The following is an 18515-nucleotide window of genomic DNA, read 5'->3' on the forward strand; positions in this document are numbered from 1 at the left end:
ATGCTTCAACTTTTTCTTGAGGTACGGTCAGGAAAATGCAATGTTACAATGTTAAGGGAATCCAAATCCACATATCAAAATCCTAATTTCGTGTTTACAACACTGAGAAATTAGGATTTTATTACTTTAAACATCATTGTTCAATTCTTGCGCACGATAATTGAACAAGAAGAGTCGCTTTTACTGCATATTATGTTCGTACTGTACAGTAACTTTCTCCCTATATTAAATACACCTCTTCACTTATCTTTATTTTTAAATCATACTTTTACTTGTACTTTTGTCGAATCAATAGATTAATTGTCGAAACTCTTATTATTTTATAAATACCCATTTACAATAGAACCTACTGCCTGTGTTTTTGAATTGTTATTACAGCTTAATAGGAGTTAAATTATGAAAACGAAAGTTTTATCCCTCAAAGAACTGGAAGATAAAATTGATGTATTAAGAACTTGTATGATTGATCTAGCAACATCAAATGGATTTACCCATCCAGATACGATTAAATGTAGTCAAGAGTTAGATGTTTTATTGAATGAACATCAAAAAATCAAATCGAAATTACCTATTATTCTATGAAACCTCTTTTTTGGCACTCCTTCACAGTTTTAGGTCAATTAAGTATTACAAAACAATTAGATTCCTTATTAAATTCACTATGAGAACTAAAAAAGACACAATCCTTTATACAAGAATTGCGCCCGATTACTGAAAATCAAGATAATGATCATGACTGCTACCGTTAGCTTAATAAGAAACTGTTCCATAAGGTTTCATCAACCATAAAAAACCCCTCGTGTGAACATCCAGCCAATATACATTTATCATTTTGATAAAACATTAAGTCTTCTGGTAGTTCTGGGCTAATCCAATCAAAAAGGGAATTGCTATATTCTTTTAAAAACTGCCTTGTAGCATTATTCAACTGAAAATAAAAAACATATGCTGTATCCCCAGAAAGTTTTGTGGTTTCCCATTTTCGTTGAATTTTCCTTTCGATTAAATGTACTTTTATATCGACTATCAAATTATCAATATAGGCAAGACGCTCTTCTTCAATCTCCATCATCTGTCTATTCTCAACAAAAGCAAAACGATTACAATGCTTTGATAATATGTCTATTAATTGTTTATAGCGTTTGCCCTTAACATTTTCCGTTATCATTAGCATATTAATTCCTCCTTATCACAATTCTTCAATCATCCTGCCAGTTAGTGTAAGTAGAAACCTTCACAATCTCAATTTTAGCGTAAATATCCAATTCTTTATTGAATGTTTTTCAAGAATATGGCCCGATTGTGGAATAGGAAAAAATCCTGCATTAAAAAATTAACACAGGACTTTTAATCAATCTTTATTTTAAATAATCGAATTTTATTCCAAGTGATCAAATTTATGTTAACGTCGACAATTGCTATTCAACTGTTACTGACTTGGCCAAATTTCTTGGCTTATCGACGTCACAGTTGCGGTGCAGTGCCGCATAATAGGAAATCAACTGCATTGGGATGACAGAGATAAGAGGTGTTAATAATTCGTGTACTTCTGGAATGACCAAACGATCGTCTTCTGTATTTAAGCCTTCCATAGAAATAATACATGGGTTTGCCCCACGAGAGGCGACTTCTTTTACATTTCCACGAATGCTTAAGTTAACAAATTTCTGTGTAGCGAGAGCAACGACTGGAGTGCCTTCTTCAATTAGTGCAATTGTTCCGTGTTTCAATTCGCCGCCAGCAAATCCTTCGGCTTGAATATAGGAGATTTCCTTTAACTTCAAAGCTCCTTCAAGTCCGACGTAATAGTCAATTCCACGGCCGATGAAAAAACAATTTCTAGTTGTCGCCAAGTATTCACTAGCAATCATTTCAAATTGTTCTTTAGAATCACAAAGAACCTCCATGGCATTGGCAATAATACCCAATTCTTTTACTAAATCAAAGTCTACTTTTTGTCCACTACTCTTTGCTGTCACTTCAGCAAGAATTGCTAACACAGCAATTTGGGCAGTGTACGCCTTTGTAGATGCTACCGCAATTTCTGGACCGGCATGAAGAAGCAAAGTATAATCCGCCTCTCGTGATAAAGTGGAACCTGGTACATTTGTGATTGTTATCGCCTCATGGCCCATTTCCTTCACTTTCACAAGAACTTGACGGCTATCCGCTGTTTCTCCACTTTGAGAGATAAAAATAAAGAGCGGTTTTTCCGATAAAAGTGGGATGTTATAGCCAAATTCACTAGAAATATGCACTTCTACTGGAATTTTAGCAAGCTTTTCGATAAATTGCTTTCCGACTAGACCAGCATGATAGGATGTTCCAGCCGCAATAATATAAATACGATCCGCAGCATTCATTGCAGTGACAATATCACGGTCAATCTCGAGTGGCCCATTTCCATCTTGGTAGTTTTGAATAATTTTGCGGATGACAACTGGCTGTTCATCAATTTCCTTTAGCATATAATGCGGGTAGGTACCTTTTTCGATATCACCTGCATCTAGCTCAGCTGTATAGGGCTCACGAATAATCGTTTCGCCGATAAGATTTTGAATCGTTACACCCTCTTTTTCGATGATCACCATTTCTCCATCCATTAACTCAACAAATTTATCCGTTACTTGGAGCATCGCCATCGCATCGCTTGCTACAACATTAAATCCAAGCCCGAGCCCAACGAGTAGCGGGCTTTTATTTTTAGCTACAAAGAGTGTTTCTTTATCTTGTTCATCAATAAGAGCGAGCGCATAGGAACCATGTAAAAGTGTCAGCGTTTTGCGGAACGCTTCAGCGACAGATAAACCATTATTTACAAATAATTCAACAATCTGAACAATGACTTCTGTATCTGTTTCACTTTTTAAAGGGACGTTTTGCAAATACTCGCGCTTTAGAATATCGTAATTTTCAATAACACCGTTATGAACAAGCGTAAATCTTCCAGAATTACTTTGATGCGGATGAGAATTAGTCTTACTTGGCACCCCATGTGTGGCCCAACGTGTATGGCCTATCCCTGCAAAAGCTTCAACTGTTGGGTCTACTGCTTCACGTAAATCCGCAATTCTCCCTTTTTCTTTAAAGATTTGAACCCCTTGTTCATTAATAACGGCGATTCCAGCCGAGTCATAACCACGATATTCTAGTTTCTCAAGACCTTTTAATAAAATTTCTTTCGAATCATTGTATCCTATATATCCTACGATCCCGCACATAACTTCTTTTCCTCCTTTAGCGATAGAGGGCAAGAAGCCTTGGGGGCTTCTTTGCCCCCTTATCTCTGTAAAAGTAGTGGTTGTCTTTTTCATTCAACCAAGCATATTAATAGCATTCCCTTCTCTTTGTCCATTAAGTTACCTTAATGTTTTAAAGATGGGATTGCGGCTGTGCTCTTCAACCGGGAGGCATCCGCCGAAACTTTCGATAAACCTCCACCTCGTCAACTAATTCTTTTCTCGATCAGAATTAGTCCTGGCGCTTTAAGTTGCAAATCTCTTTTTCCTGCTCTCCTTTCCTTATAATCATTGTTCTTACAAAAACAGGATAATCATACATGAGATTAAACTATCCGTCAATTGAAAATATAAGGAGCATCTTTGCCTGAGAAAAATCCCCCCTATATTCATACCATATGCTTTGGTCGATGACTGTGCCACTTGTATTTATTAAATAGGTCTTATTTGGGGCTTTTTAATTCCCTTCTGCACGTTAATTTATATAAATCCCTTTGAATTGTTGATATTTTGTAAAAAAGTAATAATTACGACGTGTATAGGTAGTTTTATCCTGTAAAATTAATATTGTGGACACAGTTAGAATCCATTTACTTTCTTACTGTAGTAAAAATAGGGAGATGAAAAACTTGCCAAATGAAGAAATGCTACTTATTCCTGGACCAACACCAGTAGTCGATTCCATTTACGATGCTTTAGCTCAAGAGACGCGCAGCCACACAGACGCAAGGTTTGCAGCTGTCTACCGGGATGCCATTGCAAAAACAAGAGAAATGCTAAAAACAGACGGGGAAGTGTTTGTTATTTCAGGGTCAGGAACACTAGCAATGGAAATGGCCCTCATCAATACTGTAGCCGCCGGAGAAAAAATCTTAGTCATTAGCCAAGGTTTCTTCGGAGATCGTTTTATTAAATTAGGCCAAGCTTTTGGTATCAACGTCGATGTCATCCATTCTGAATGGGGAAAACAGGTCGACCCAAACGAGGTTGAGCAAAAACTTGCGAACGGTCAATTTAAAGCGGTTACAATTACACATGCCGATACTTCAACAGGTGTTGCAGCTGATTTAGATGCTCTTGTCCCAATCATAAAAAAACATGGCGCACTCGTTATTCTTGATGGCGTTTGTGCAACCGCTGCTATGGAGGAAGATATGAGTAAATCATATGGAGCTCCCGATGCGAAAATAGATGTGGTCTTAACCGGCTCGCAAAAAGCAATTGGTGTACCACCTGGGTTAGCGATTGTCGCATTTAATCAAACAGCGCTTGCAGCTCGTGAAAAATTACCGAGCGTCCCAGGCTATTATAGTGATATTTATAATTGGCTTCCAATCATGCACGACCCACAAAAATATTTCGCGACTCCTCCAGTAAACCTTATCTATGCTTATAATGAAGGAATGCGGTTAGTTTTAGACGAAGGAATGGAAAACCGCTTTAAGCGGCATGAAGCATATGGGAAGGCTGTTCGTTCAGCGCTTTCGATTTATGGAATGAAGGCTTTAGCCAGTGAAGAAGCTGCTGCGGCAACACTTAGCTGCATTCTTTATCCAGAAGGAATCAAAGATGCTTCCTTCCGCGCGTCACTAGCTAAAAAAGGGCTGATTGTCGCTGGGGCGCTTGCCCATTTAGCGGGAAAAGCCTTCCGAATTGGCCATATGGGAAATACGACAGCAGAAATGCTTGAGAAGGCGATTGTTTTAATCGGCGAAACAATGAATGAACAAGGTCAAGCGGTCAATATTACAAATGCCGTTGAACAATTTCGTTTAGAAATGGCTGCTCGAGTGTAGAAACCACTAAACGTTTATGTATGGATTATATGCCATGTACCTCTGAAAACTGTCGTTTGGTACATGGCTGCTTTTGGTAAAATTGAGTTGATCAATGTTTTCCATATTTATCCCAATATAAATTAAGGCCGATCATTTTTTTGCTGTCATTTCTCTTTATTGCGATGATTACAATAATCTTGGAAATGTTTCGTCGCTGTAATTGAAATCATTAGGATGAGTTCAAACCCATTCATAACAGCCCCACTCTTAACCTTTGACATTAATATAGCACCAATAACCATTACTATATTCCCGAAAAATAGCCATGGCCATTTTTGCCTTCGCCAAATAAAAATCGAGGCAATGATTAAGGATGCTGTTATAATGAAAATCATCAACCCACCATGTTTCCCCACTTTTTCATAACTCAATATTCCATACTCCCACTTAGCCTTTAGCTCGAGATTCCAAACAATGGTGAAGAATGAATAAACAACCAATCCGACGTAAAGAAGGAGAGCAATGTACCGTGACGATTTTTTCTGTACCCATTGAATATCAGCACGCTTTAAACTATCCCATGCAAAGATAATTAAAATTGGTGTAAAAACAGCGTGAAGCAAGTAGCGAGGATAATTAAGATTTTCAAGGGTATTTCCTTCCCCGATAAATTTTCCAATCGCCAGAATGAAGTTATCATAAAACAAAGCAGCGTTCACAAGCATAATCACATTGGCACTAGTCAGCCAACCATAATTCTTTGCTAAGAAAATCCCCCAAACAATCAAGACTAAATATGCAAAACTATATGTAAAGGACAAAATTGTATCCATCGGCTCTCTCCTTCTTGTCTCCACCTTCTTCCTTTTCATTCTTTGCTAATCATCCCTAATTCATGAATAAAAAATAGACATGCCCCCTTTAAACTAGGTTCATGTCTACTTTTATTAAATGAGAAGTAATCCATCGATATCAAGAATCTCGATTGTCTTTTTCGGTTTCTGCTTAATATAGCCCATTTCTTCTAACTCAGTTAATTTACGACTGACGGTTTCTGGCGTCGTCCCTAAATAGGAAGCTAAATCTTTTTTACTCATCGGCAAGACAAATTCATTCATTTCACCATCAACACACTCAGCTAAAAATAGCGCAATCCGGGTTTCTACCTTTTCCGTAGCAAACCGTGTTGTCTGCTTTTCTGACTGTTCTAAGCGATTGGAGAATTCGGTTAAAATTTTTAAGGAAATCGAGGGGTATTTTAATAAAAATTCTTGTAAATCTGAGCGCCGAATTAAACAAACACTCGTATCAATCATTGCTTCGGCGTAAGATTCATGAATTGTTTCCTTAAATAAAGCAAGTTCACCTGTGAATTCACCGGGGCTCAAAATCCGTACTAACTGTTCCTTCCCAGATTCTGATAAACGATAGATTCTAATTTTCCCCTTATTTACAATATAGAGGGAATCTGATTCATCACCGGCATGGTAAATAATTTCTCCCCGTTTATAAGAAATAGGATTTACTGTTTCCATTATTTCTGCCATTTGTTCCGCTTCTAGATGGTTAAAAATCGGAACTAAGGCTACACAAGCTTTCGAATGATCGGCATCAGAACCACTTTGATGATGTCCACAATTTGTATCCATTTTTCACCTTCTTACGACAAATTTGAACGAACCTCTCTCGTTCAGAAGAGGCTCGCCTTAACCTATTGTCAACTATATTATAAGCTTAACATAGACAGCGCTTTACGCGTGAACACTCACTAAATTTCCGTCCGGTTTTTTACGCTTATGGTTGAATCGGATTAATCTCATTGCATTTAAAATGACCAGCAACACGCTTGCCTCGTGAATAAACATTCCCGATGCTAAATGAACCGTTCCATTCAATACTCCGTATAAGAGCACGAATACTACGGCTACCGCAAAAATAGTGTTTTGTTTCATATTGCGAATCGTTACTTTTGATAAGGAATAAGCATGGGAAAGCTGCATCAGCTTATCAGCCATTAACACGACATCAGCCGTTTCCATCGACACATCTGTTCCGCCTTCTCCCATCGTTAAACCGATATCTGCCGTGACAATCGCAGCTGCATCATCTGGAATCTGGATCTTTTCAGCACTCATTAGTTTACGGTTCCAATTGCTAGTTTATAGCCTGCGACTGTCGCGACAATACCATTCCCTTTAATGACTTCACCAGCTGTTACCTCGGAATCTAGCGCCATATTTCTTGCTTCCCCTTCTTTGACAATCGTTTGCCCTAAATGATGCTCTGAAATCGTTTCCGCTTGGGCGACTAACTCCAATAATTTTTCTGAATCGATACCGTTAAACGAATGGATATCGGTTACCTCAGGCTTACCTTTTCAGAGTCTAAGACAAAAACGGAAAAGTTTTTAAACAAGTTTGCCAATATTTATACTCCGGGAATCGTAGTTCTTTCTGTACTCGTTTATCTGTATTGCTATCATTTTTTCTCCCCCTTACCATTGAACTCTCTTTGTTTATAGTTTAATCATAAGATGTCAACCGGAGAAAAGAATTGATGCCCATCAAGTTTTCAATGGCCTTTTAACAGCAAATAAAAAAGGAGAGACAGTTAAGCTCTCCCCAAAAATTTGTCGTAATAAATGTAAAAGTTGTTTTAAGTAAAACAATAGCAAATACGACGCCTTATTCAAGGCTGCTAGGAAACGCTAGAGCCTTTTTTTAACTCAACTTTAGGCACTGCACGATAAACAAAAAAGGCTAAAATAACTGCTAAAATCGAAATCGCAAACGAAATTAGATAAACGAGCTCGACGCCGGCAATCATTGCTTGATTAATCGTTGCTGGATCATGAGGAGAAGTTGATTGATTTAAATAATGTTCAGTTCTTGCATTCAAAATACTAATAAACACTGAAACACCAATCGCACCAGCAACAGGCTGCAAAGTTGTCATCACTGATGTTCCATGAGGATACAAATGTTTCGGCAACTGATTTAATCCATTTGTTTCTGCTGGCATCATGATCGCCGAAACCGTTAGCATAATTAAAATATAACCAACAATAATCACCCATGTTTCAGTATTGGCATCTAGGCGGCTCATCATAAACATCGTTCCACTTAACACAATGGTTGCCGGAATCATCAAGATTCTTGGACCTAGTTTATCAAATAAATGACCCATCACTGGTGACATTAAGCCATTTAAAATGCTCCCTGGTAAGAGAAGTAGTCCCGCTGTTGCAGCCAACAACCCCATTGGCCCTTGCATAAAAACAGGTAAGATAATTTCTGATGAAAACATCATCATGATGATAATTAAAAACATTAGAATCCCATGTGTGTACATCGGATATTTGAAAACTCGTAAATCCATGACTGGCTCCTCAAGTTTAAATTGCCTTACAGCAAAAAGAAAAATCCCAACTACGCCTAAAAGGATAAACCCATATACATTTGGACTTAGAAAACCTGTAGCCTCTTCACCAGCCGAACTAAATCCATAAACAAGGGCACCAAAACCGATCGTCGAATAGACTAGCGACAACACATCGACTTTTGGTTTCGTAATTTCCGATACATTTTTTAAATATTTATAGGCAAAAAGAATCGAAAATAATGAAAATGGAATGACTCCAATAAATAAAAAACGCCACCCTAAATACTGGACAATAACCCCGGAAAGCGTCGGGCCAATAGCAGGAGCGAACATAATCACAAGTCCAACCAATCCCATTACTTTTCCCCGGCGATGAGGAGGAAAGATGAGTAGAAAGACATTAAAAACAATGGGCATTAATAAACCAGTACCCGCAGCTTGAATCAGCCTGCCAGCTAATAAAATCGGAAACGTTGGCGCAACAGCACAAATCGTTGTTCCGATTGTAAATGTGATCATTGTTCCTAAAAACAATTGTCTTGTCGTAAACCATTGCATCATCAGCGCTGATGCTGGGATTATAATTCCCATAATCAACATAAATCCCGTCGCCATCCACTGAACCGTTGGGAGCGGAACCGAAAATTCCTCCATTAAGGTCGTCAAAGCAATGTTTAGCAAAGTTTCGTTTAAAATCGCAAAAAATGCTCCGATAATTAATGAAAGCATAATCGGCATGACCTTAAATTTAGGATCATCTGCGAGAAATTCATATTTTAATTGATCATCGTCTTCCATATGTAAGACTCCTCACTTAGTATTTTTGTGAAGTTTTAATTAGTAACGTTTGTTAATAACTCATCATATCGCCCCTTACATTTGCAATATTCAGAATAAATTAACGGAAATGCGAGACAATCCTATTTTAAAAGGCTCGTTAATAATGTATGTGATCCAAATAACCACCTTCAGAGATAGACTATTTTTGATTATAACTTCTTCCTATGTGATTGTCAGTATTTTTCACTTGGATAGGTGTAATTGTGCAGATGAACATACATCCATCTCTGCTCTATTCGGAACCTATAATTTGTACACACTAATCCTCCATACTACAAAGGGGGTGAACAAAATAATAAACGAATTTATCAAATAATTAAACATTCACTTAAAGAAGTTTTAAGATGAGGTGGAGTTTGAATGCTGGGAGGCTTTCGGACAGATACCTGTGGAAAGAGCGCAAATCTGCCCGAAGACTAGCGGCTTTCGGACAGAACCTTGAGAAAAGAGCGCAAATCTGTCCGAAGACTAGCCACTTTCGGACAGATTCCTGGGAAAAGAGCGCGAAGTTGTCCGAAGACTACCGACTTTCGGACAGATACCTGAGAAAAGAGCGTGAAGTTGTCCGAAGACTAGCGGCCTTCGGACAGATACCTGAGAAAAGAGCGTGAAGTTGTCCGAAGACTAGCGGCTTTCGGACAGAACCTTGAGAAAAGAGCGCAAATCTGTCCGAAGACTACCGACTTTCGGACAGATACCTGAGAAAAGAGCGTGAAGTTGTCCGAAGACTAGCTGCCTTCGGACAGATACCTGAGAAAAGAGCGCGAAGTTGTCCGAAGACTAGCGGCTTTCGGAATACCTCAATCACAGAATACGATGCTGGAGCTGGATAAAGTTTATCCACAACTAGATACCTTTTATAATTCCCTGATTTACCACAAAAAAACGACCTAACCAGTGCGTTTTTAGCACCAGATTGGCCGTTTTATAAAAAATTATGAAACTTTACTTGATAGTACATCATAACCTAATTTTTTAATCACTTGTTCTAATTGACCAGCTTTAACCGTTTCTCCATTGAACTCTGTTTTTACTTTGCTTGAATTGAATAATACTTTTACAGATTCAACTCCCGCTGTTTTATTTAGAGAGCTTTCAATTTTTTTAATACAGGATGGGCAAGTTAGTGGTTCTAATTGAAATACAGCTTTTGTCATGTTATTTTCCTCCCTTATTGCTTCTGTCTTTAGTTTAAGCTCGTTTTCGTTTTAAAAAATTGACGCCCATCAAGTATCGCTATATTTTTTAGAATTAATGCTGAATTGCACGGCGAAGTTTCCAAACTTTATCCTCATCAATCAATTTATTCCCTGAAATAAAATCGTCGATTCACCCGAAAAAAATCCCCTCAAGAAGTAGCTTCAATTTCACCTTACTCTTTGCACTTCGCGGAAAAACGCTTTTAAAGCCGCCCGCTCTTGTTCCTCCAACCATAAACTCAATTCGTCCGTTTGATCCGATATATACAACTCAAACCCTTCGTTGAATGCATGGCGATACTCTGGATCAGTGCTTGCTTCCTCGGCCATTTTCCGAATCACTCCCGCCCAATTTGGCGGATTGCCGCCAAGATTACGCTGAGGATATTGTTCGGCAAGTTGCGCTACTGCCGTAAACGATTCGCCCATATACAGTTCTACTGCAAGCCAATTACCGATAAAGCGATTCTCTCGGTCAAGATCCATCGCTCGTTTAAAAACAGATCGTGCCTCAACAAACTGCTTCTGCTTCATCAATGCTGTAGCATGCACGCCTAACACATACTCGTTTGGCTCGCCACTTAACCGTTCGATATAGTTTTCATACGAGTCATGATATTTTTTCCAGTCTCGGTTTTCATAATAAATTTGTGCTAACTGAAAGGCCTCATCAGGGGTTTTTGACATTTCCACCCATTTCGTTAAATACGGCAATACCGCTTCATCTCGGGTGTTTCCGGTTTGTGCAGCTTCAATTCCCATCAACCGCACAATCATTCTCAAACTATGGCGGTCATCTTCGTTCTTATTATAGTCAGCTTTGTATCTTTCAAATGCCTTCTCCACTTGCCCCGCTAAAAACAATTGGTCTGCTTCTGTCATCTCCCTTGCTTTTAAATAAAAGAAAGGCAAATTGCCGATCGTCTCTTCGTCGAGGCGATAGCCATTGCTTTGCGTTAACATATCACCCTTTTCGTCATACGCTTGCACAGACCAGAAAAAGCGATTTTCGGTATTAGTGAATGCTAAAATCGAAAGGGGATCCACCGATGTCCATTCATCACTGTCCTCATACGCAATCCCAACCGTTTTATCGTAAAGCTCTTCAACCGAAACTGTCAGCTCATTGTCGCGAATCTGTTCTTTAAACAGAGAACTAATCGAACCAGTCTCAATCTCGACGCCGAGTGAGATGTGATAATAGGCAGCACCGGCGATTTCCTCCCAAGAAAATCGGAACGTGTCTGTCGTAATCTCTGTTTGATTCACCGGTGCTTGAAGCTCTATAAGCGGATGCAAGACCGCTTCAAGTTTCACAGTATCTCCTCCGGAAATTTCCAGCCACTCACCATGTTCGACAGGCCATGTCCAGCCATCAATTTGCTCAAAATTCAAACCTAAAAACAACTGATAGCTTCCAGGAATGACGCCAGTAAACTCAAACTGGCCATTTTTGTCGGTGATAAATTGGTGGGGTTCGTCATCGTGAATGCTGCGATGAACCGTATTGGATTCTCGTAAAAACACCCCTGCATTCGTAACCGGTGTTCCATCACTGCGCAGCACCCGCCCTGTTACGGTTGTGATTGCTGTTTTTCTCTGTTCCAATGCTTTTTCTAGATGGCTTTGCAGCGACTTAAGCTGCTCATATACGACCGGTGTTCCTTCCTGCAACTCCGGAAATTCCCGCCGATCCTTTTCAAGCTGTTGCTCATATTCCTTTAACTCGGAACCGACCATTTCAAGGGCCTTTTCCACATCACCCGCTCGGATGGTGATTTCTGCTTCTAATCTTGCGAGTTCGGCTCGCAAATAGTAATTTTCAAGCGTCAAATCCTGTTTTAAGTCAGCAAGCAAAGCCATTGCCTGCTGGTCATCTCTTTGCTTAATGAATAATTTGATTCTCTCTACGAGAAGCTCGTAACGGAGATATTCATATTGGCTTGATCGAATCCTGCTAGTTGCTTGTGTCAACACTTCATCTGCAAGCTTTTTCTCCCCTTCTCGTTGATAAAAAGTGGATAATTGTTTCGCAGCTGTCACTAAATAGCCATTCACTGGACCGACGTCAAGATACTCTTTTAAATAAGGAAGTTTTTCCTCCATAGTAAACCTTGTTGCAAATGTTTGATGGTTTACTTGAGTAGAACTTGGACCAACGTAAACATCAAATCGGTCCCCATCCCCGTCTGCAAGCAAGTAAGTCTGTATCAACTCCCATTTTTGAGTAGGTAAAACCGGTCTTTCTAACGCTTGAAGCAATTTTGCTTTTCCACTTGGCTCCCCCTGTTCATACTGCCGCTTGCCGAACGCTAACTCGACTTGGGGCTGAAGAACAAATAAAACAAGAGGAATCAAAAGGAACACGCTAATCACAACGATGACGATATGTTTCACTTTAATTTTCACCTTCATGAAGCACCACCACCTTTTCCAGTTCATCTTTCCAGTACGTGTTTCCCCCTGCTTCCACTAACTCCCTTTGGCTCAGTGACGTGTGCGGTTCGTTGTTCCACGCAAACATCCCGAAAACGAGAAAAGTAAGTATAATCACTGAACTAACAGGAAGTAACGGGACTTCAAGTTCCTTATTCCATAACGCTAACAGACGCTGTTTAAAGGAGATTGGATGAGTGCGATTGAGTACTTTCTGTTGCTTTGTGAATTTTACCTCTTGCAGCTCACGGTCAAGCTGCGCTTTGATTTGCTTTTTTTCATCGTTCACGGTCATCTTCTCCTTTCATTAAAGAATCTTTTAGTAAGGAACGCCCTCTTGCCAATCGTGATTTCACTGTATTTTCCTTCGTTTGAATAAACTCCGCAATGTCCGTAATTTTCATCTCGTTATAATAAAATAAAACAATCACTTCTCGATATTTGTAATCGAGCGCATGAATGGCTTTTGTCAGGTGCTGATTTTCCGCTAAAGCAAAAAGATGTTCTTCTGGTCCAAGAAACAAATCGTCCTGTTGAGTAAAATCAAACATGTTTAAGGAGAGTAATCTCTGTTTCCAACTCCGCTTCCGCATCTCGGTGCGGCAGCGATTCACGAGAATGGAGGTGAGCCAGCTTTTGAGCTTACTTGAATCTGTCAGCTGATTGATTTTTTCATATGCAGTAATAAATACATCCTGAACCGTTTCCTCCGCCACTTGCTGATCTTTCAAAAAAAGCAGGGCTGTCCGGAGCAAATAATCCCCGTATTGATTCATGAGCTCTACTAAGGCGGCTTCCTCTTTATTCAATAATCTGTCAACAAGATCCAAGCATCTCACCCCCTTTTTTTGCTATACTCTACACTATAGATGACTCTCGTTATGAAAAGGTTGCATAAATCTATCTATTTTAAAAAATAATTAATTTTTAAAATAGATACACTTATTTGGCCCGGTCATAATTGTAATTGACCAATAACGGAATCATTGATAGATTGATTGATGTTAGAAATGTTTTTAATAAAATAAGCAAGCGATGAACGTTATGGGTAACACTATAACTGGAGCAGCTTCTGGAGAGACCGCATCATTGCGGCGCCGAAGGATTCACTATCTCAGGCAAAAGGACAGAAGAGTAGCATTCTTTACATGTTATTCTGTTGTCTAATGAGATTGGGTGAAGCCAATCTCTTTTTTATGAATAATTTTATGAGGTGAAAGCAATGAGTCAACGAAGAGCAGTTGTAAGTGTCATTGGAAAAGACCAAGTCGGGATTATCGCGAAAGTTACTACAATCCTTGCAGATGAAAAGGTGAATGTCCTCGATATTAGCCAAACGATTTTACAAGATTTTTTTACGATGATGATGATTGTTGATGTTACCAATTATGAAAACCTTGAAGATTTGCAGCTTAAATTGACAGAACTCGGAGATCCATTAGGTTTAACGATTAATCTCCAGCTTGAAGAAATTTTCCAGGCGATGCATCGCGTTTAAAAGAAAGGGGGAGCACCAATGAATATTGCCTTAAATGAAATGATGGAAACGATTCGGATGGTTCAAATCGAAAATTTAGATATTCGAACCGTGACAATGGGGATTAATCTGCGCGATTGTGCCGATTCTGACTTTGAAAAAATGAATAAGAATGTTTATACAAAAATCACCACTTATGCAAAAGATTTAAAAGAGACCGCAGAAAAAGTCGGGAAAGAATATGGAATTCCCATTATCAACAAGCGGATTTCAATTACCCCAATTGCGGAAATTCTCGGTCATGCGACGCGCGAAGAGGCTGTTCAACTTGCGAAAACACTTGATGAAGCAGCAAAATCACTTGGCGTCGATTTTATTGGTGGCTATTCTGCTCTCGTACATAAGGGTGTGTCAAAAGGAGATCAAACCTTACTTGATGCACTACCGGAAGCGCTGAGTGTGACTGAGCGAGTTTGTGCTTCCGTGTCGGTCGGCTCCACACGTGCTGGCATTAATATGGATGCCGTTCGGCAAATGGGCGAGATTATGAAGGAAGCTTCAGAACGGACAAAAGAGCAAGATGGGCTTGCCTGTGCAAAGCTCGTTGTCTTTTGTAATCCAGTTGAAGATAACCCGTTTATGGCCGGTGCATTCCATGGGGCTGGAGAAGGAGAAGTGGTTATTAATGTCGGTGTCAGTGGACCCGGAGTTGTCTTAAATGCATTAAGACGGTATCCAGATGCCGATCTTGGAGAAGTGGCAGATGTGATTAAAAAGACAGCCTTTAAAATTACCCGTGCTGGTGAGTTGGTTGGTCGTGAAGTGGCGAAACGATTAGATGTTCCATTTGGAATTATGGATTTATCACTAGCGCCAACAAATGCCCTCAATGATAGCGTGGCCGATATCCTTGAAGAAATTGGTTTAGAACGAGTAGGCACTCATGGGACGATTGCTGCACTCGCGTTAATGAACGATGCTGTAAAAAAAGGTGGTGCGATGGCGAGCTCCTATGTCGGTGGCTTAAGCGGCGCTTTTATTCCTGTAAGTGAAGATAATGGGATGATTCGTGGCATTGAGGACGGAGCACTTTCACTTGCTAAACTCGAAGCGATGACATGCGTATGTTCCGTCGGCCTTGACATGATCGCCCTGACTGGAGATGTTTCAGCGGCAACCTTATCTGCAATCATTGCCGATGAAGCAGCGATTGGCATGATTAATAAAAAAACGACAGCCGTTCGAATCATTCCTGTTCCAGGAAAGAAAGAAGGGGAAATGGTTGAATTTGGCGGACTGCTCGGACGCGCTCCTGTCATGGGGGTCAATCCATTTCATTCAGACAAAATGATTCGCCGTGGTGGACGTATCCCTGCACCATTACAATCATTGATTAACTAGGGCTTGAAATGAAATTAAAAAATACCACAGCAATGTGGTATTTTTTAAATCTTAGCAACTTAATATTGACTTTCGATTAACTTAATCTTTTCATATAATTTCTGATTAATTGGTGTAGCAATTCCGTGTTTTTTTCCTAAGGCTACTACAGTCCCTGCGAATAATTCGACTTCACTATAGCGTTTCGCCTCGACATCTTGAGCCATTGAAGGCTTCCCTTCTGGACTGAGTTTACTTAGGACTCCTAACCAGTAATCAATATCAGCCTCTGTTAAATGAATCCCTTCTTTATTAGCTAAAACCATCACTTCTTTCATCGCAGCAACCATCGTATCCCGCGCTTCTCCGTCACGATGAATTTCGCCATAATTACTTTGATAAACAGCCACTGTTTGATTGACTCCAACATTTAACATAAATTTGCTCCATAGGCGTTTATACATCTCGGGAATAATTTCATACGGAAATTCCGTCTCATCAAAAAAGGCAGCGATCCTTTTCGCTTGTTCTGAAAGAACACCAGGTTCCCGATCGCCAAAGCAGAGCATTCCCATATGATCATATGTAAGCTGATTGCCAACCTTGACCGCGTCCATTCCTTGAGCGACACAGTATAATAGCTTATCCATTCCATAACGTTCGGCAATCACTGCTTCACTTGTAATTCCATTTAAAGCCGATAAAATAATTGTATTTTCCCCTACATGATTTTTTACCGCATCAACCGCCGCTTTTAAACCTTCATATTTTACCGCAAAAATAATTAAATCCGCTGGTTCACAGGCCTGTTCAGGCGTCACATAGTTAAAATCACATTTGTCACCGTTGCAATATACATGTTCTTTTTCATATCGTTCCACTCGATTTTTATCGGCAATAATTCGTAAATTCTCTTTTGGCATTTTCTTCGATAAATGATGTCCAAATAATATCCCTAATACGCCTAATCCAATGATTGAAACCGTTTGTATTTTCATTCAATCCGACTTCCTTTAATGTTTTTTCGTTCAGCCAACATGCCAATTCCAACTTAGTTTTTTAATTTTACAATTTCGCGGGCAGGTGAACTTCAACACATGTTCCTATCGCGTCGCTTTTAATGAACATTGAACCTTTGTGGTCTTTAATAATTTGATTACTAACCAACATCCCTAGCCCCGTTCCATTTTCCTTCGTTGTAAAAAATGGATTTCCTACTTTGTCAATAATTTCTTGAGGAATGCCCCCACCTTGGTCAATCACTTTAATTTGCACGCTGTTTTCACCGATAGTCATCCCACTAATAATAAGTTTACCACCGTCCGCCATCGCATCAATAGAGTTTTTAATATAATTTATAAATACTTGTTTTAACTGATTTTCATCGCCTCTTACCATTGCATTTACGGAACTTAGTTGTTTTTGAATTTGAACATTATTTAATAAAGCCTGCGACTCCATTAATGTCACAACCTGTTCTAATAGATCGCGAATATTCACCCATTCTTCCTTATGTTTCCCAGGCTTTGCGAGCACGAGCAATTCTTTTAAAATGGCTTCAATTCTTGTTATTTCTGAATCGATGATTTCCAAGAACACCCTTTGATTCTCCACATTCTCTCGCAAAATCAATTGCAAAAAGCCTTTAATCGCCGTAATTGGATTGCGGATTTCATGTGCTAGACCTGCAGCAAGCTGCCCCGCTATTGCTTGCTTTTGTGAGACCAAAGATAACCTCCGATTTTCACTAATATCCTTTACAATAAGATGACAACCCGGCTCACCATTATAGATGGTCGGAAAAGCAGTCATTTCAACAATTAGGACATCTCCGTCAAGACGAATCATTTTCTGTTCAAACGGCTCAGGAATATCTGCATGAAAAACTCGCGAAATCTTCTGTTTGAATAATTCTTGCGACTCTGGATGAATAAACTCTAATAAACTACTGCCTGTCCACTTATTTTGCTCATTAAAACCTAGTAAAGAGATCGCCCTTTTGTTTATTTTTTTAATTTCAGAGTTTTGAATAATAAAAATAGGTTCTGGTGAATGTTCAACTAGTTGCCAAAAGTGCTTTTCTTTTTCCGCTTTAAGTTCTCTTTTTACTTTAAAAGATGTTACGTTTTTTAATACGATGTAAGAGCCAAGAAATTCCTCTTCGAAATAAATTGGAAAAGAGGTGATATTTACATTTAAAACTTGCTCGCCACGAGTTACAACTTGAACATCAAAGTTATTCAGCGTTTCAGGGTCCTTCCCTTCAAAAAAATCCCCATATTTATTCAGGCCCTTTTCACCGAAAAGATCACATAATTCCATTGAAAGCAATTCCGTTTGACTATAGTCAACTAACTGTTCCAATAATGGATTCACAAAAACGAGTCTCCCGCATAAATCAATAATAAAAAAGGCGTCTTTTCTACTAGATAGTATGAAGAAGTCTTTATCCATATTTGATTCAATATACACATTCAGGAGAACACTTTTCCGGCTATTTTTAAGAATACCCATCAGGATTTACTCCTCCGCTTCTCAAATTAAAAGAGCCAAAATAAGAGTAGAGCTTTCCTACACCTCATCTTGGCTTTAACTTCCTGCATCACCTATATCTAGAGAATCTGAATCCTATCATTCAACTATTACTTATTATTAATAATACTTTTATCTTAGGAACTATTCAATATGAATGAACCATTTTTAATCAAATTTTCGAAAAGATTTGAATTGATTATCCCATTTTACTGTTCCCTTACTGTTTTTAAATGAATGATGTAACCTATTA

The 18515-nt window shown here is 39.1% G+C and carries 16 protein-coding genes, 1 pseudogene and 1 riboswitch; of the genes and pseudogenes, 4 read left to right on the top strand and 13 right to left on the bottom strand.

Annotated elements, in window-relative coordinates:
• The first annotated feature begins 396 nt into the window (after nucleotides 1–396).
• Nucleotides 397–582, top strand: coding sequence for an aspartyl-phosphate phosphatase Spo0E family protein (locus GNT69_RS19275; RefSeq protein WP_203556627.1), 186 nt, complete (start codon nucleotides 397–399; stop codon nucleotides 580–582).
• Nucleotides 583–745: 163 nt separating this feature from the next.
• On the opposite strand, the gene GNT69_RS19280 is transcribed toward GNT69_RS19275, so the two are convergent.
• Entirely contained in the window at nucleotides 746–1174 is a 429-nt protein-coding gene (locus tag GNT69_RS19280; RefSeq protein ID WP_203556628.1) for a stage III sporulation protein AH, read from the bottom strand.
• Nucleotides 1175–1418: 244 nt separating this feature from the next.
• A complete protein-coding gene (gene glmS, locus GNT69_RS19285; protein WP_203556629.1) occupies nucleotides 1419–3221 on the bottom strand; it encodes a glutamine--fructose-6-phosphate transaminase (isomerizing) in 1803 nt (600 codons plus the stop codon).
• 647 nt (nucleotides 3222–3868) lie between these two features.
• Between glmS and GNT69_RS19290 the strand changes: the two genes are divergently transcribed.
• On the top strand, nucleotides 3869–5035 hold the full coding sequence (locus GNT69_RS19290) for a pyridoxal-phosphate-dependent aminotransferase family protein (RefSeq protein WP_203556630.1): 1167 nt from the start codon (nucleotides 3869–3871) through the stop codon (nucleotides 5033–5035).
• A gap of 146 nt (nucleotides 5036–5181) precedes the next feature.
• On the opposite strand, the gene GNT69_RS19295 is transcribed toward GNT69_RS19290, so the two are convergent.
• From GNT69_RS19295 to GNT69_RS19335, 9 genes and pseudogenes are all read right to left on the bottom strand, one after another.
• Complete coding sequence (locus GNT69_RS19295) at nucleotides 5182–5850, bottom strand: hypothetical protein (RefSeq protein ID WP_203556631.1); 669 nt, start codon at nucleotides 5848–5850, stop codon at nucleotides 5182–5184.
• A 114-nt stretch (nucleotides 5851–5964) separates the two neighbouring features.
• Nucleotides 5965–6666, bottom strand: coding sequence for a Crp/Fnr family transcriptional regulator (locus GNT69_RS19300; RefSeq protein ID WP_203556632.1), 702 nt, complete (start codon nucleotides 6664–6666; stop codon nucleotides 5965–5967).
• Nucleotides 6667–6768: 102 nt separating this feature from the next.
• Nucleotides 6769–7125: pseudogene (locus GNT69_RS26085) on the bottom strand (heavy metal translocating P-type ATPase); the annotation flags it as partial.
• A gap of 26 nt (nucleotides 7126–7151) precedes the next feature.
• Entirely contained in the window at nucleotides 7152–7334 is a 183-nt protein-coding gene (locus tag GNT69_RS26090; protein WP_203556634.1) for a hypothetical protein, read from the bottom strand.
• A 380-nt stretch (nucleotides 7335–7714) separates the two neighbouring features.
• Entirely contained in the window at nucleotides 7715–9196 is a 1482-nt protein-coding gene (locus GNT69_RS19315; RefSeq protein ID WP_203556635.1) for an MDR family MFS transporter, read from the bottom strand.
• Nucleotides 9197–10173: 977 nt separating this feature from the next.
• Nucleotides 10174–10395, bottom strand: a complete 222-nt coding sequence (locus GNT69_RS19320) for a heavy-metal-associated domain-containing protein (protein ID WP_203556636.1) — start codon at nucleotides 10393–10395, stop codon at nucleotides 10174–10176.
• 210 nt (nucleotides 10396–10605) lie between these two features.
• Entirely contained in the window at nucleotides 10606–12852 is a 2247-nt protein-coding gene (locus tag GNT69_RS19325) for a carboxypeptidase-like regulatory domain-containing protein (RefSeq protein ID WP_203556637.1), read from the bottom strand.
• The gene (locus tag GNT69_RS19330) at nucleotides 12836–13162 is read right to left on the bottom strand and encodes a hypothetical protein (protein ID WP_203556638.1); all 327 of its coding nucleotides are present in this window, start codon (nucleotides 13160–13162) and stop codon (nucleotides 12836–12838) included. Before GNT69_RS19330 ends, GNT69_RS19325 begins: the two co-directional genes overlap by 17 nt.
• A complete protein-coding gene (locus GNT69_RS19335) occupies nucleotides 13152–13712 on the bottom strand; it encodes a sigma-70 family RNA polymerase sigma factor (RefSeq protein WP_343206529.1) in 561 nt (186 codons plus the stop codon). Before GNT69_RS19335 ends, GNT69_RS19330 begins: the two co-directional genes overlap by 11 nt.
• A 223-nt stretch (nucleotides 13713–13935) precedes the next feature.
• Nucleotides 13936–14013, top strand: a riboswitch (glycine riboswitch).
• Between the two features lie 82 nt (nucleotides 14014–14095).
• Between GNT69_RS19335 and GNT69_RS19340 the strand changes: the two genes are divergently transcribed.
• On the top strand, nucleotides 14096–14371 hold the full coding sequence (locus tag GNT69_RS19340) for an ACT domain-containing protein (protein ID WP_203556640.1): 276 nt from the start codon (nucleotides 14096–14098) through the stop codon (nucleotides 14369–14371).
• 18 nt (nucleotides 14372–14389) lie between these two features.
• The gene (locus GNT69_RS19345; protein WP_203556641.1) at nucleotides 14390–15751 is read left to right on the top strand and encodes a PFL family protein; all 1362 of its coding nucleotides are present in this window, start codon (nucleotides 14390–14392) and stop codon (nucleotides 15749–15751) included.
• A gap of 59 nt (nucleotides 15752–15810) precedes the next feature.
• On the opposite strand, the gene GNT69_RS19350 is transcribed toward GNT69_RS19345, so the two are convergent.
• Complete coding sequence (locus tag GNT69_RS19350; RefSeq protein WP_203556642.1) at nucleotides 15811–16728, bottom strand: ketopantoate reductase family protein; 918 nt, start codon at nucleotides 16726–16728, stop codon at nucleotides 15811–15813.
• A 67-nt stretch (nucleotides 16729–16795) separates the two neighbouring features.
• Complete coding sequence (locus GNT69_RS19355; protein ID WP_203556643.1) at nucleotides 16796–18244, bottom strand: PAS domain S-box protein; 1449 nt, start codon at nucleotides 18242–18244, stop codon at nucleotides 16796–16798.
• Between the last annotated feature and the right edge of the window lie 271 nt (nucleotides 18245–18515).

This window comes from Bacillus sp. B15-48, from assembly GCF_016879755.1.
Classification (GTDB): domain Bacteria; phylum Bacillota; class Bacilli; order Bacillales; family Cytobacillaceae; genus Mesobacillus_B.

Bases quoted from the DNA above. Each gene is read 5' to 3' on its own strand.
- GNT69_RS19275 (WP_203556627.1), top strand. From the start codon at position 397: ATGAAAACGAAAGTTTTATCCCTCAAAGAACTGGAAGATAAAATTGAT.
- GNT69_RS19280 (WP_203556628.1), bottom strand. From the start codon at position 1,174: ATGCTAATGATAACGGAAAATGTTAAGGGCAAACGCTATAAACAATTA.
- glmS (WP_203556629.1), bottom strand. From the start codon at position 3,221: ATGTGCGGGATCGTAGGATATATAGGATACAATGATTCGAAAGAAATT.
- GNT69_RS19295 (WP_203556631.1), bottom strand. From the start codon at position 5,850: ATGGATACAATTTTGTCCTTTACATATAGTTTTGCATATTTAGTCTTG.
- GNT69_RS19300 (WP_203556632.1), bottom strand. From the start codon at position 6,666: ATGGATACAAATTGTGGACATCATCAAAGTGGTTCTGATGCCGATCAT.
- GNT69_RS19315 (WP_203556635.1), bottom strand. From the start codon at position 9,196: ATGGAAGACGATGATCAATTAAAATATGAATTTCTCGCAGATGATCCT.
- GNT69_RS19320 (WP_203556636.1), bottom strand. From the start codon at position 10,395: ATGACAAAAGCTGTATTTCAATTAGAACCACTAACTTGCCCATCCTGT.
- GNT69_RS19325 (WP_203556637.1), bottom strand. From the start codon at position 12,852: ATGAAGGTGAAAATTAAAGTGAAACATATCGTCATCGTTGTGATTAGC.
- GNT69_RS19340 (WP_203556640.1), top strand. From the start codon at position 14,096: ATGAGTCAACGAAGAGCAGTTGTAAGTGTCATTGGAAAAGACCAAGTC.
- GNT69_RS19345 (WP_203556641.1), top strand. From the start codon at position 14,390: ATGAATATTGCCTTAAATGAAATGATGGAAACGATTCGGATGGTTCAA.
- GNT69_RS19350 (WP_203556642.1), bottom strand. From the start codon at position 16,728: ATGAAAATACAAACGGTTTCAATCATTGGATTAGGCGTATTAGGGATA.
- GNT69_RS19355 (WP_203556643.1), bottom strand. From the start codon at position 18,244: ATGGGTATTCTTAAAAATAGCCGGAAAAGTGTTCTCCTGAATGTGTAT.